General features: G+C 40.5%; 17 protein-coding genes. 3 read left to right on the top strand and 14 right to left on the bottom strand.

What is annotated here, in order from left to right:
• Positions 1-6: 6 nt before the first annotated feature.
• Complete coding sequence (locus tag C6Y02_RS04915; RefSeq protein WP_223256502.1) at positions 7-525, bottom strand: YIP1 family protein; 519 nt, start codon at positions 523-525, stop codon at positions 7-9.
• A gap of 624 nt (positions 526-1149) precedes the next feature.
• Between C6Y02_RS04915 and C6Y02_RS04910 the strand changes: the two genes are divergently transcribed.
• Entirely contained in the window at positions 1150-1527 is a 378-nt protein-coding gene (locus C6Y02_RS04910) for a Rok-like winged helix domain-containing protein (RefSeq protein WP_003211488.1), read from the top strand.
• Between the two features lie 46 nt (positions 1528-1573).
• Here C6Y02_RS04910 and moaD read toward each other — a convergent pair whose 3' ends face one another.
• Genes moaD through C6Y02_RS04880 form a run of 6 tightly spaced genes read right to left on the bottom strand, consistent with a single transcriptional unit; the run spans position 1574 to position 5708 of the window.
• Positions 1574-1807, bottom strand: coding sequence for a molybdopterin converting factor subunit 1 (gene moaD / locus C6Y02_RS04905; RefSeq protein WP_060596152.1), 234 nt, complete (start codon positions 1805-1807; stop codon positions 1574-1576).
• Entirely contained in the window at positions 1800-2291 is a 492-nt protein-coding gene (locus C6Y02_RS04900; RefSeq protein ID WP_060596151.1) for a molybdenum cofactor biosynthesis protein MoaE, read from the bottom strand. The genes moaD and C6Y02_RS04900 overlap by 8 nt, the downstream gene beginning before the upstream one ends.
• Positions 2288-2812 carry a molybdopterin-guanine dinucleotide biosynthesis protein B gene (gene mobB, locus C6Y02_RS04895; protein WP_034662725.1) on the bottom strand — a complete coding sequence of 175 codons (525 nt, stop codon included), beginning with the start codon at positions 2810-2812 and terminating at the stop codon, positions 2288-2290. The genes C6Y02_RS04900 and mobB overlap by 4 nt, the downstream gene beginning before the upstream one ends.
• Positions 2794-4071, bottom strand: coding sequence for a molybdopterin molybdotransferase MoeA (locus tag C6Y02_RS04890; RefSeq protein WP_223253258.1), 1278 nt, complete (start codon positions 4069-4071; stop codon positions 2794-2796). Before C6Y02_RS04890 ends, mobB begins: the two co-directional genes overlap by 19 nt.
• Before the next feature lie 9 nt (positions 4072-4080).
• On the bottom strand, positions 4081-5097 hold the full coding sequence (locus C6Y02_RS04885) for a thiazole biosynthesis adenylyltransferase ThiF (RefSeq protein WP_106030779.1): 1017 nt from the start codon (positions 5095-5097) through the stop codon (positions 4081-4083).
• 29 nt (positions 5098-5126) lie between these two features.
• Entirely contained in the window at positions 5127-5708 is a 582-nt protein-coding gene (locus tag C6Y02_RS04880; protein WP_060596148.1) for a molybdenum cofactor guanylyltransferase, read from the bottom strand.
• A gap of 84 nt (positions 5709-5792) precedes the next feature.
• Between C6Y02_RS04880 and C6Y02_RS04875 the strand changes: the two genes are divergently transcribed.
• Entirely contained in the window at positions 5793-6710 is a 918-nt protein-coding gene (locus C6Y02_RS04875; RefSeq protein WP_066031766.1) for a coiled-coil domain-containing protein, read from the top strand.
• Between the two features lie 49 nt (positions 6711-6759).
• Here the strand turns inward: C6Y02_RS04875 and C6Y02_RS04870 are convergent, their stop codons facing one another.
• The 3 genes from C6Y02_RS04870 to ahpA all read right to left on the bottom strand — a co-directional run bounded on the left by C6Y02_RS04870 (position 6760) and on the right by ahpA (position 8906).
• Positions 6760-7341 carry a Rok-like winged helix domain-containing protein gene (locus tag C6Y02_RS04870; RefSeq protein ID WP_034662739.1) on the bottom strand — a complete coding sequence of 194 codons (582 nt, stop codon included), beginning with the start codon at positions 7339-7341 and terminating at the stop codon, positions 6760-6762.
• Positions 7342-7822: 481 nt separating this feature from the next.
• A complete protein-coding gene (locus C6Y02_RS04865; RefSeq protein WP_034662741.1) occupies positions 7823-8281 on the bottom strand; it encodes a TlpA family protein disulfide reductase in 459 nt (152 codons plus the stop codon).
• A gap of 82 nt (positions 8282-8363) precedes the next feature.
• Positions 8364-8906, bottom strand: a complete 543-nt coding sequence (gene ahpA / locus C6Y02_RS04860) for a biofilm-specific peroxidase AhpA (RefSeq protein WP_034662744.1) — start codon at positions 8904-8906, stop codon at positions 8364-8366.
• 272 nt (positions 8907-9178) lie between these two features.
• Here ahpA and C6Y02_RS04855 point away from each other — a divergent pair, with 272 nt between their 5' ends.
• Positions 9179-9988, top strand: a complete 810-nt coding sequence (locus C6Y02_RS04855; protein WP_106030778.1) for a mechanosensitive ion channel family protein — start codon at positions 9179-9181, stop codon at positions 9986-9988.
• Between the two features lie 26 nt (positions 9989-10014).
• On the opposite strand, the gene C6Y02_RS04850 is transcribed toward C6Y02_RS04855, so the two are convergent.
• From C6Y02_RS04850 to C6Y02_RS04835, 4 genes are all read right to left on the bottom strand, one after another.
• On the bottom strand, positions 10015-10257 hold the full coding sequence (locus C6Y02_RS04850; RefSeq protein WP_003211408.1) for a YkuS family protein: 243 nt from the start codon (positions 10255-10257) through the stop codon (positions 10015-10017).
• 50 nt (positions 10258-10307) lie between these two features.
• Positions 10308-11438 (bottom strand): N-acetyldiaminopimelate deacetylase, encoded by a 1131-nt coding sequence (locus C6Y02_RS04845; RefSeq protein ID WP_106030777.1) that lies wholly within the window; start codon positions 11436-11438, stop codon positions 10308-10310.
• Between the two features lie 84 nt (positions 11439-11522).
• Positions 11523-12233, bottom strand: coding sequence for a 2,3,4,5-tetrahydropyridine-2,6-dicarboxylate N-acetyltransferase (dapD, locus tag C6Y02_RS04840; protein ID WP_034662753.1), 711 nt, complete (start codon positions 12231-12233; stop codon positions 11523-11525).
• 109 nt (positions 12234-12342) lie between these two features.
• Positions 12343-12801 carry a flavodoxin gene (locus tag C6Y02_RS04835; protein WP_034662756.1) on the bottom strand — a complete coding sequence of 153 codons (459 nt, stop codon included), beginning with the start codon at positions 12799-12801 and terminating at the stop codon, positions 12343-12345.
• Positions 12802-12806: the final 5 nt, after the last annotated feature.

The raw sequence follows: 12806 nt of genomic DNA, 5'->3' as shown, positions 1-12806 counted from the left end.
GACATTCTACCCCCAGCTTACTGATATGTTGATTGCGGTTCCTACATATTGAAGAATGAAAGAAATGACATAAAAGACTCCTATCATGATCCAAGATATTCTTGGAGATATATGACCGACTTTGATCAATAAAAAGCCTGTTAAAACAAGATTCCAGATCACAAAGAGATCAATATTAGCAAACACACCGAGCCATGGACCAGAAGTTTGAATGAGTGCATTTAATGAGGTGATTGTGATGTTTTTTGGCACATGGAACAGGATGACGGACAGATGAGAAATAATCGTACCAATGATCGTAACTGGTGTAATAAACAGGACCGCTGAAAACAGCTGCTGAAACGATGCATCACCCTTTGCTAAAAATACGATGCACTTATATATAGCAGCATTAATCACAAGTCCGAGAATTAGACCAATTAGCGTCACCACATAAACGACCGATACCGGCAAGCTTAAATCTGCCCACATTCCTTCATTCACTAGCTCTGACAAATAAGTCACAATCACTGTTAAAAGAAGCACACAGGATAAAGGCTACCAAACCACCGGGTTTTCCCATACTCTTTTCAGGTGCTCTGAAGGTCTTGTGCTCACTCCAATGATCGTGGGCTTTTGCATATTTTCTTTCATCAAATGTCTCCTCTCTATGTCATGCAAGTATGCAAACGCACATGTTCTCTCTTGTTCTTTCTATTTTATCAAAAGATTGCCAATAAGTGATGGATGATTTGATTTTCTTATTTTCATTGAGGAAAAAATTCATCTATTATTCTATTATCACGAATGACATCCTCCAAATGACACCATGACCAGACCATATTCATATCAAAAAATAGAGGTTTTACTGACCTAAAAACATTTTATCAAAAAACCACATGTCTTTCGGAATAAATATCCTTTTCCTTTGAATTCGGATGGTCTTAGTTAGACACAACAATTTTTTGTTAAAATAATCCTAGTAATTTCGACAAATCCCGGCTTTATAGGACTATGATTGGTTTCTTTTATAGAACAAATGAGCCTTTAGTATCAATACTTTCATATTAAAAAATGAAAAATATAAGGTTTTTACTTGATCAAAAGTTATTTTTTCATATAATGTAAAATAGAGGTAGGTTAAATGATAGTGGAAATGGAGTCAAGTGAATGTTAAGAGAAAAATTGAAAACACAATTGATTTTACTTTATGAAAAGGAACAAGAAGCATGGCAATACTTTCGAAAGGAAAGAGAACTGATTTATCATGAGCTCAAATTACTTGATATGAAAGAAAGTAGACCCTCTAATGACAAAATATACTACGCTGCTAGATGCGTAGATATTATTAAAGAGAAAAAGGGAAGCATTGTGAGTACAAAAGAATTAAAAGAACAGCTTCAAGCCCAGACAGATTTCAATGTGAGACGAATTAGCGAATTGTATGATCTGATCCAGCAGCTCGACCCTCACATTTCTAAAGCACGAAGGGGATGTTTTATTTACGAAGATCACACCCAAATACCTCTACAATCTTTTCACACATAAAAAATTGGTTACAGCCGCTGGCCATAACCAAATCCTCTAATATCTATTATCCACCGCTTACAGGAGGAATGAATGCAACAGTGTCCCCGCTACGCACTTCAGCGTTTTCCCTCGTATATAGTTCGTTGACTGCAACCATCACGTTTTGTGCAGCATCAACACCATATACCTCCTGTAATTCTAATTTAATCTCATCAACCGTTGTTTGATCTTTTTGAATGATGATTTGTTGTTTACCGGCCTTCTCAGCAAGGCCGGCGAACAATAATACACTAATCAAGCTGATCACCTTCTTTCTTTGCAAGTTGAAGATCGCTAGGTTTCCCCTCTGGATATGAAACCGTTTCAAGCTGATCACCTATCCAGGCTTCCCCGTCTTCCCAATATTCTTTTTTCCAAATTGGAACGATTTCCTTAATTCGCTCAATGGCATATTCGTTCGCTTCGTATGCAGCCTTCCTATGAGGAGATGAAACGGCTATCACAACAGCAATATCCGTTATATCAAGTGTCCCGATCCGGTGCACAATGGCTGCTTCAGTTTCAGGCCACTGTTTCTTGATTTCTTGTCCAATTTGACTTAGCATGCTTTCAGCCATTGGTATGTATGCTTCATAAGTTAAACGCAATGTTTTTTTGCCGTTTGTCCACTCTCTGACCGTCCCGATAAACGTCGTAATGGCCCCTGCCTTTCGCCTTGTCACATGCTGAATCAATTCGTTTACATCAATCGGCGTTTTTGTTATTTTAAAAAATTCACTCAAGCAGAGACGCCTCCCTTCAATAAGTTAAAACCAAATGTGACTGCGCCCTTTTCAAAGGCTGAAAACACTGGAAACGAGTAATTTTCGATTAATTGAAACTCTTGAGAAAAATAAATAGCTGCTTGTATATTGGAAAGAGTTGAAAGATCAATGAGCTCCTCTTCATTCTTTACACAAACGATTTTGCGGTATGGTGCCTGTTTATACCCTTCTATCAAGACAGCGTCTAATGGAAGATGCTGACACATGTTGAGCAACTGCTCTAACGTGATGTGCTGCATTGAAAAGTGAAATTCACCCTCTCCTTCCACGCCAGCGGCAAATGCACCTGCTTGAACATATCGATCGGTGTCTTTTTCTTTCAAAAGACGATCTGGTTTACCGCCATGTCCATGGTGTTTAAAGCAGCCTAGCTTCAGCCCGTCAAGTACAGCCAGCTGACAGAGCTTTTCAATCAACATAGTCTTGCCGCTGTTTTGATAACCGACCACCTGTAATATGCTTAATGTGTCATCCAGCATGGGGAACCCTCTCCTTCGTGCTGAAACAGCAGAACATGGACCTGATCACCGGCCTTAAAACCTCTTGTTCCTCCGGGCAGCACGATGAAACAGTTAGCATCTGCAATAGAGGTCACGGCACTTGATTTATCAAGACCTGTTGGGGTCACACTGAGCTGACTGCCCGTGAATTGTAGTGCCGCTCTGACAAATCGAGTGAACGGATTGGCTTTTGGAAAATCGTGTGTCAGCTTCGCCTCAGCAAAAGCAGGAAACGGCTGCTTCTTCAAAGACCATTTATAGATCATCGGTTTCACAAATAATTCAAAGCCAACAAAACAGGCAGCGGGATTTCCTGACAGCCCAAACAGCAGTTGACCATTTGGCATTGCAGCAACCGTCGTCACACTTCCGGGTCTCATGGCCACTTTATTAAACAGCACCTCAGCTCCCAGCTTTTCATAAATCGCAGGGAGAAAGTCAAAATCACCTACTGACACACCGCCTGTTGTGATTAAGAAATCTACCTTGCTTAAGGCTGCTTTGACGGCATGATAGCTTTTGTCAAAATCATCAGACACACCGCCTAAATCAAGCGGCTCTCCCCCGGCCTCAAGTATCTGGGCATAAACCATACTAAGATTACTGTTTCTAATCTTACCGTCCACCATCGCATCACTCACTTGAAGAAGCTCTGTACCTGTTGAGATGATGCCGATCACTGGCTTTTTGACAACTGGCACTACACCATATCCAAATGTCGCCAATAGGGCCGTAACGCCCGGAGTTACTTTGGTTCCTTTTTTGACCATCACATTTCCTTCAAGTACTTCTTCTCCTTGACGAGAAATATTGTCCCCTTTTTTCAGCGGTCTTTTAAGTGACATGTATGATTTGCCGTCTTTTTCGAAGGTCTTAGTCAGCTCAAGCATGATGACGACATTTGCTCCATCCGGGATTTTTGCTCCTGTCATGATACGGATGGCTTGAAAGGGACCGATGGTTTTTGCTGAGACCATTCCTGCACCAATATGGTCAATGACCTCAAATTCAACCGGATGCTCGCTTGACGCTTCTTTTGTATCTTCTGCCCGAAGTGCAAAACCATCATACGGGGAACGATCAAATGCAGGAACATCATGATCTGCTAAAATATCTTCTGCAATGAACATTTCAAGGCTATTTTTTAAAGGCACCCATTCTGCTTCTCCATGCTTTTCATATTGATGGACTTTCTGAATGGCTTCTTCTACTGGAATTGGCTGACGTCTTTCCATCACACTTCACTCCTATATCCCTAGCAGTCTTGCTAGTAATGAATTGGCTGCTTTTTCATCATTCGTCCCATGGATTAATGCACGTCCACCTTTGAAAAAGACAATACGATAAGATTCATAGCGGACATGGATTAAGAAGTCATTCACTTCCACCTCACAAATAGATGACAGCCTCTCTTTCACATGCTGAAATGATAGATTTGCTAAATCTTTAGATACAACTTGAACTGTATCCCGTCCGCAAAGAATCGTCGTTTTTTTACGCTGCTCATGTAAATAAGGATAGGTTCTTTCTTCACCGCAGGATGGGCAGTTCTTCTGCTTAGTACGAGACAAATCCATTTTAAACGATGTCGCCTGCCAAAGATCAAATGTGACAAATTTCCGTTCGATTTGATCTTCATGTCCTGTTAAATATTTTAGCGCCTCTGTTTGCTGATAAGCAGAAACCATTTGAACTGCTGGAGAAATAATCCCCGCTGTATCACACGTCAAGCCGCCAACAGGCAGTTCTGTAAAGACACACGATAAACACGGCGTTTTATCCGGCAAAATGGTCATATACATCCCCTGGCTGCTCACACAAGCGCCATATATCCACGGCGTCTTCGTTTCCTGCGATAAATCATTCATCACCATTCTCGTCTCAAAATTATCCGTCGCATCAATGACAATATCTGCGCTCTGAAATAACGGTCTTAACAGCCTCGCGCCTGCATCTTCAATCAGGGCGTGTATGATCACTTCATGATTGATCTCTTGGAGACGTTTTTTTGCCGCAGCTGCTTTTGGCACATGTGCCTTTGCATCATGTTCTGTGTACAGCTGCTGCCGCTGTAAATTTGAAAACTCTACATAATCACGATCAACAATCGTCAACGTGCCGATCCCAGACCGGACAAGCCCTTCAGCGGAGGCAGTTCCAAGTGCACCGGCTCCAACGATCAGAACATGACTGTCAGCAAGCGCACGCTGACCCTTTTCCCCAACCGGAGGGAACAAGATTTGTCTTGAATATCGGTCATTCAATGCTGTTCTCTCCTCACCATTTTTATGTATCATATCATACCGTTTTCAGGTAAATCGCTTCTTTTATTGATATTTCGAAATTCATTTGGTGTTACGTTCAGTTCCTCCTCTGGGACGATGCGCACCTTAAGCCTTTGAAGTAACTCTTTGATGGCTAATTGATTCTCTTTTAAACACGCATCAATGGACGGCAGACAGCGGCGGTGATAAAGCGCAAATAAAGGCTGTAATCTGCCCTGAACAAGCGGGATGATAGCATCTACGTGCTCGCTGCAATAGGACGATAATGCTTCGGCGGTCTCCCTCCGTATGAAGGGCATGTCACATGCCATCACCAAATACCATGCTGCTTCTTGCTTTTGCATCGCCGTATACATGCCGGCAAGCGGCCCGCATCCGCGCACCTGTTCATCATCTAACCACACACTTCGTTCACCTCTTTCTTTAAAAAAGGGCAGAAGTGATGGATGGCTGATGATGACCGTCTGTCCTTTCAAAAGCTGATTTTTCACATGCTCATATAGTGGTTTTCCTTGATACATATAACTTGCCTTTGGCTCTCCAAAACGTCTGGAAGCTCCTCCAGCTAAAATGACATTCACTACATCCATTCTCTCACCCTCCTTGGATATGGTTGTTCTAATCGCACTCATTTCGCATACTTTATTGGTAACATGAATAAGGAGGGTCTATCTATGAACAGGCGCCATGCTTCTCCCCTATTCCATGACCTATCTCAAGAGAATTTATACTTAAAAGCTGAAACAGCCAAATATCAACAAATGATCTCTGATTTACAGTCCTCATATACGTATTCTAAAAATAAGAAGTTAACTCAAGAATATCATGAGATGAAAAAGGATTACACGCTATTAAAACAACAATTGGATGAAATGACCATTGATCAAGACGATGCAGCCTCAAAAATACAGGATCTCTCCTACAGCAAATCTGAATTATTACATAAAATAGTCCTTCTTCATGAAATGCTGCAAAAGGAAACCTTTCATAGAAGAAAAGAAACGGAAGAAAAACACCGGCTGCATTTAAAAGTGATCAAATATAAAGAAATCTCTCAACAATTAAATGAACGGATGCAAGATCAAGATCAACGGCTTGCAAAAGAGGAGAAAAAAGGAAATACTTTATCCGCTGTGATTGAGAAACTGCAGCAAACATTGGGTGATAAAAACGCAGAGCTCCATTTATTACAGGAAGGCGTCAGACACCTTCAGGAGCGTTTTTATGAAACACAAGAGAAATTACTGCAAATTGAAAAAGCAAAGGAAACGATTTTTTATGAAACGCTCACAAGCTATCAAAAGCAGTTAGCAGAAAGTGAGGAATGGATCGCATCTCATTTTGCTGATATTGACCAGTCAGCTCAAACAAATTCACAGCCATTCTCTCGAGACAGCTTCCTGCAAACAACGGAAGAAATCGAACCCATCTTGAAAAAGCTGAACGAACAAGTTCAAATACTCCAGGCACAAGTCGATGCGGTGCAGCGAAATGGAGAGGTCATGACAGTGAAGATCGATGGCTTCAAAAAACAGCGTGATCACCTGTCAAAGGAACGAAAAATTGTCTATACAGTTGACCAAAAAAAGTAATTCTCGCAATAAAAAACTGCTGGCTTTTACGTCAGCAGTTTCTTTTTATTTATTCGTCTTCTGTTTGAATGTCGCCTTCTAAAATATACTGTCCGCGATATGGCTTTTTCACTTCAGGATACATTTTAATTAAGCTTTGCATAAACGTTGTCATATTTGGAATTTCAAGACCGCTCTCTTTTTCAATCTCTTTTTGAAGCTCAGAGCTTTTAATCGCCGCATTATGACGCTTTAACGTTTTAATCGCAGCTTCACGAAGCTTAGCTGCCTTTGAACCAGGGCGGGCTGTGCCTCTTCTGCGTCTAGTAGATCCTTCAGGAATACCTACAGGTACACCGTTTAGCTGTCCTGTTCCTAAAGATGATGCAGGATTTGATTGTGATTGTGCCGGCGGCTGGTAGCTTCTCATTTCTTGTGCAGCCAGTTCAGCTAATACAGGCAGCGAATCCGTCTTTCTTTCTGTACGCACTTCTTTTTTTGTATCTGACACTAGACCTGTTCCTTGACGGTCTAATTCTCTTAATTTTGCATAAATCGCATCTCGCTCAATTTGATATTCACGGATGACCTTTACTTCTGCTTCGTTTAGTTGTTCCAATCGTAATCGTAACGCTTCCCTCTCATTAAACAATGGATTTCCCCCTCATCATATAAAAAATATTCTATAGTAAATATTAGATTAGAAAACTAATTTTATCAACTATTTTTTTATCATTTTACAGTTTGCTATCAGATAGGTATTTTCAACTAAAATTTTGCCAAAGAGGAACAATCGGCATCCATTTCATTGCCACTAAAGGCTTTTGACAAACTTTAAAATATTGTAAAAAATTTGAATAAACACTTATACTACTTGATTTACATCGTTATTTACCAAACTGAAATTTCTTTTGTGCAAAAACGTTCTGAATAGTAAAAAGTTAAAATCTTTACATTTTCATTTCAAAACAAAAAAGTAAATAGGTCTTAATGCCCTTTTGTTTCAGGAATATTTTTTAATAAACTCCCTCAATTTCTCTTTTCTTAGGAAGGACACGTACATAAAAAGTCCATTCCGTGCAATAGGTCGCCTATTTTTGTCCATGAAAAAACCCCCATTTATGGGGGAAAGCCTATTCTGCAGCCTTTTCAGACTCAGAAAGCACTCGATTGACACGTTTCTCAAGCATTTTCATTCCGCTTCCGCCAGCTTGGAAATGGCGCAGAGCACCTGTTTTATCAAATACATAATATGCTGGTACATATTCATTTTCAAAGGCTTCTGTTAAGTGATGATCACTGTCCACAAAAATTGGCTGCGTGATTTCATGCTCTTTCGCAACCTCTTTGATTTTATCTAGATCTAGGTCATCCTCTGAACGCGGCATATGAACGGCTACAACGTTTAGTTGATCCTTGTATTCATCACGGAATTGATTGACTTGAGGCATGGCCTCTTTACAAAGATGACAGCTGACTGACCAGAAATGAATCAATGTTGGTTTGTCACCAATTAGATCTTCTTTTGTTACTTCTCCATTTAACCATTCTTTTGCACCAGTTAGTTCTGGCATTGGTTGACGTAATTTCATTTTGAAGCGCCTCCATCCATTGTATGTGTCGAAACAAAAAGGTCTAACATCAGTTAGACCCTCCTGTTTCTTCAGCTATCAATTAAAGTGTTTTTTGACCAGGCTTCCAGTTAGCTGGGCAAAGTCCACCAGTTTGTAATGCTTGAAGAACACGTAATGTCTCATCTACATCACGACCGATATTGTTGTGGAATACTGTTTGATATTGAAGTTCGCCTTCTGGGTTGATAATGAATAGACCGCGAAGTGCAATACCTTCTTCTTCAATTAAAACGCCGTATTCTCTAGATACTGTGTGATTTGTGTCAGCAGCTAGCGGATATTTCAATTCACCTAGACCATTTTCTTTACGGTCTGTGTTGATCCAAGCTAGATGCGTATGGATTGTATCAGTAGATACACCAATGATTTCTGCATCTAAATCTTCGAACTCATCATAACGATCGCTCATTGCTGTAATTTCAGTTGGGCAAACAAATGTGAAATCCATTGGATAGAAGAAAAGAACTGTCCATTTGTCATTCTTCATGTTTTCCTCTAAACTCACTTTACCAAATTCCTTGTTAGCAAGTACTGCTTCCATTTCAAAACGTGGAGCTTGTTTTCCTACAAAACGCTCTGCCATATGTAAATCCCTCCAAAAAATAATATCTTTATACAGACTTCTAAGCTGTATATAAAATGAGAATCAAAAGTTGAAATTCTCATTTAGTTAATAACTTCACAATTACAATTATAATACTTAAGCGGTTTTTAGTCAATATTAATTAATAATAAATTTAATTAACGATTTGTCACAATCTCTTGCTCCACTTAACAAAAGTTTAACATGTCTTGCATAAGGGAACAAATGATTAGCTTCTCTATTAGAGCATACATAGAAAGGTTTTGAAGAACATGAAAGCATTTGAACAAGTAGATTGGGTTTCCATTATCCTCAATAGCAGTATGATTTTGCTAAAACTAATCGTTATTTTTGCGATTTATTTTATCATCAGAGCCATCGGAAACAAGATGATTAGGCGTGCCTATTCCACATTCTCTGAAAAGCATGACGTCTCTTTATCAAGAGCTCAGACGCTGCAAAGTCTCACGTTAAATATTTTCGCCTACATATTGATTTTTATTCTAGTGGTCATGATCCTCGACTTATTTCATTATAACCCGACCGCTTTGCTAGCTGGCGCAGGCGTTGTGGGGCTTGCGATCGGTTTTGGCGCTCAAGGACTAGTGAGTGATATTGTGACAGGATTCTTTATATTATTAGAGAAACAATTCGATGTGGGAGAATATATAACAGTTGCTGGCTTTGATGGGATCGTAGAACAAATTGGACTTAGAACCACTCAGCTTCGAAGCTTTGACGGCACCCTTCATTTTATCCCAAATCGAAGTATATTGAACGTGAGCAACCATTCAAGAGGGACGATGCAGGCACTCGTTGATATCGAGTTATCTCCAGAAGAGAATGTGGATCAAATGATCACAGCCCTTCAAGCTGCGTGTGATGAGGTACGGGAAGAAATCCATCAAATTATCGAAGGACCTCAAGTTGTCGGCGTGGAGGCGTTCGGCTCCTCTTCCCTCGTACTGCGCATCATAGCTAAAACCGAAACAATGGAGCAATGGCGGGTAGAACGAATCTTGCGCAAAAAAATGAAAGAAGTACTCGATATAGAAAAAGAGCAAAAAGAACCGGGGTTATAATCTACCGGTTCTTTTTCTTGTTTGTTTTATTGAACACGCTGTTCTACTTCTTGACAAATTTCATCAGCCGTCATACCTGACGCAGTAATCACAGATGCTTTTGTCGTTGTGTCTGAAATGCCAAGAACATTTGAATCTAGCCCTGTGACCACATAGCAGTCACACTGATCCATTTGCTGTTCATTTTGAATGCGTACAACGTCATACCCTTTTTGCTTCAGTAGTTCTTCTACATCGGATAAAGATGGTTCTACACCAATTCTTGTCATAATCAAGAACACCTCCTGTTCATAAGGTGTACAGGAGGCAGCTTGATTATTCATTCACCTGCTTGCTTTTTGAAATAAGCTGTCATAACGTTTACAGCTGTTTCTATCGCTTTTTCATCAGGCATGAGTTTTGCATGATGCAGGCCATATTCTGAATCGACCCCTAACCAAAACATGAATCCAGGGTATTTTTTCAACATGTAGCCAAAGTCTTCTCCTGTCATGGCTTCTCTGCATTCAACCACATTCGCAAGCCCTTCTCCGGCAACATATGACATAAATTCCTCTGTCAGATCCTTTGAATTGTCCACTTCGTAATAAGATGAAGGGTATCGCACGGTTGCCTTGCATTCGTAGCCAATTTCAATCCCTTTTGCTAGTGCTTCAATTCGCTTTCTCACCTTATCCATAGACTCTGGTGAAAGTGTACGAATAGTGCCGTCAAGCTTTGCATGCTGGGCAATGATATTTTGAGCCGTTCCGCCGGTAATTGTGCCAATCGTAATGACCGTACTATCAAGAGGATCCACATTACGAGAAATAACCGATTGCAGTTGATTTACAAGTGCACTCGCAGCCACAACCATATCATTCGCTAAATGAGGGTAAGCAGCGTGTCCGCCTTTTCCTTCAAGATCAATCACAAGCTCACTCGTATTAGCAAATAACAGCCCTGTTTTTGTGGCTATCGTTCCGACAGGATATTCAGGTGCAATATGCAGCGCTGTAATAAAGTCTGGCGTCCACTTTTTCAGCACATCGCTTGTAAGCATCGGTTCAGCTCCGCCTGGACCTTCTTCTGCCGGCTGGAACATAAATAATAGATCTTCTTTGATTGGCTCATGAACGAAATGATCAATGATTCCAAGTGCGATGGTCATATGAAGGTCATGTCCACATGCGTGCATGTTCCCTTCATGTACTGATTGAAATGGATACCCTGTCTCCTCAGGAATAGAGAGGCCGTCCATATCTGCACGATAAGCAAAAACGCGCTCAGGATTTGTTCCCTTTACTTTGACAAAAAGTCCAGTGCGCCACGTTTCCATCTCAACTCGATCTTTTGAATAAGCACCAAGATGCTTGATGAGATACGCTTGTGTTTTGAATTCCTTAAAACCAAGCTCAGGGATTTGGTGTAAATCTCTTCGAATGGATATTAATTGCTCACGATTTAACAAGTGAACTCACTTCCTTTCCTCTATACGAATAAGACGTGGATATATATCATCCACGTCTATGTCTTCAACTGCGAATTATGTGAATTAAAGCTGACGCAGTTCTTGTTTGATTTCCGTTTTACCTTTTGTTTTTTCATCAATGTCTTTGATTTTCTTTGCAGGTGTACCTGCTACAACTGTGTAAGGCTCCACATCGTTCACAACGATCGCTCCAGCTGCTACGACTGCACCTTTACCAATTGTCACACCTTCTAGAACTACAGCGTTCGCACCGATGACAACATCATCTTCTACAACAACTGGTTTAGCAGACGGCGGCTCAATGACACCTGCAAGAACAGACCCAGCACCGATATGACAGTTCTTACCTACTGTTGCACGGCCACCAAGCACCACGTTCATGTCAATCATCGTACCTTCACCGATCACAGAACCGATATTAATAGAAGCTCCCATCATGATGACTGCATTATCACCGATTTCTACTTGGTCACGAATGATAGCACCTGGCTCAATACGTGCTTTAATGTTCTTTAAATCTAACATCGGGATTGCAGAGTTGCGGCGGTCATTTTCCACGACAACATCTTCAATTTTGTCTTTGTTCGTTTCCAGCGCTTCTTGAATTTCGCTCCACTCACCGAAAACAACTCCAGTGTTTCCTGTGATGAACGTTTTTGCATGTTCACCAAATTTAATACCTTCTAAATCACCTTTGATGTAGACTTTCACAGGTGTTGATTTTGTACTATTTTGAATAAATGAAATAATTTCATTAGCGTCCATTTGTTTCATGTATGTATGTCCTCCTCTTAATTTATACTTCATTACTGTACCAAAGGAGAGTTTTAATGACAAGTGAAAGAGTTGACTCTTCAATGGAAAATAAAACAAGCGGGACCGATTACCCCGCTTCCTGCTGGTGAAGATGAACAAATTGTTTGCCAAAAGAAATCAATTTCTCTTCTTCTTCTCCTTCTGGATTCAGCTCAATCTTGACTGATGGCAAGACAATGTCACCGCCAAGTTCCTTCACTTTTTCTTCGATTAGGTCAACAGCTCCGCAAAAATGCTCATAAGATGTATCCCCAGAACCGAATACAGCAAATGCTTTTCCCGTTAAATCAAGCTCTTCCATTTCTTCATATAAATCAATAAAATCATCAGGAAGGTCACCATCTCCCCATGTGTACGCACCTAACATAATGTGCGTGTAATCATTGAGAAGCTCCGCATCAATATCCATCGCTTCATGCCGGTCCACGCTAGCTCCCGCTTCTGTTATTCCTTTTTCAATTAAATCTGCCATCGCTTCTGTATTCCCAGACATCGTGGCATACACCAATAAAACCTTTTCTGTCACTTTTT

Source organism: Bacillus sp. NMCC4, from assembly GCF_002998555.1.
Lineage (GTDB): Bacteria > Bacillota > Bacilli > Bacillales > Bacillaceae > Bacillus.
The sequence above is the reverse complement of the archived record's forward strand: the minus strand, read 5'-3'. Positions and strand labels throughout refer to the sequence as shown.

Excerpts from the sequence above, each read along its gene's own strand:
- C6Y02_RS04910 (WP_003211488.1), top strand. The coding sequence starts at position 1,150 with ATGTTAAGAGAAAAATTGAAAACACAATTGATTTTACTTTATGAAAAG.
- mobB (WP_034662725.1), bottom strand. The coding sequence starts at position 2,812 with ATGCTGGATGACACATTAAGCATATTACAGGTGGTCGGTTATCAAAAC.
- C6Y02_RS04880 (WP_060596148.1), bottom strand. The coding sequence starts at position 5,708 with ATGGATGTAGTGAATGTCATTTTAGCTGGAGGAGCTTCCAGACGTTTT.
- C6Y02_RS04875 (WP_066031766.1), top strand. The coding sequence starts at position 5,793 with ATGAACAGGCGCCATGCTTCTCCCCTATTCCATGACCTATCTCAAGAG.
- C6Y02_RS04865 (WP_034662741.1), bottom strand. The coding sequence starts at position 8,281 with ATGAAATTACGTCAACCAATGCCAGAACTAACTGGTGCAAAAGAATGG.
- ahpA (WP_034662744.1), bottom strand. The coding sequence starts at position 8,906 with ATGGCAGAGCGTTTTGTAGGAAAACAAGCTCCACGTTTTGAAATGGAA.
- C6Y02_RS04855 (WP_106030778.1), top strand. The coding sequence starts at position 9,179 with ATGAAAGCATTTGAACAAGTAGATTGGGTTTCCATTATCCTCAATAGC.
- C6Y02_RS04850 (WP_003211408.1), bottom strand. The coding sequence starts at position 10,257 with ATGACAAGAATTGGTGTAGAACCATCTTTATCCGATGTAGAAGAACTA.
- dapD (WP_034662753.1), bottom strand. The coding sequence starts at position 12,233 with ATGAAACAAATGGACGCTAATGAAATTATTTCATTTATTCAAAATAGT.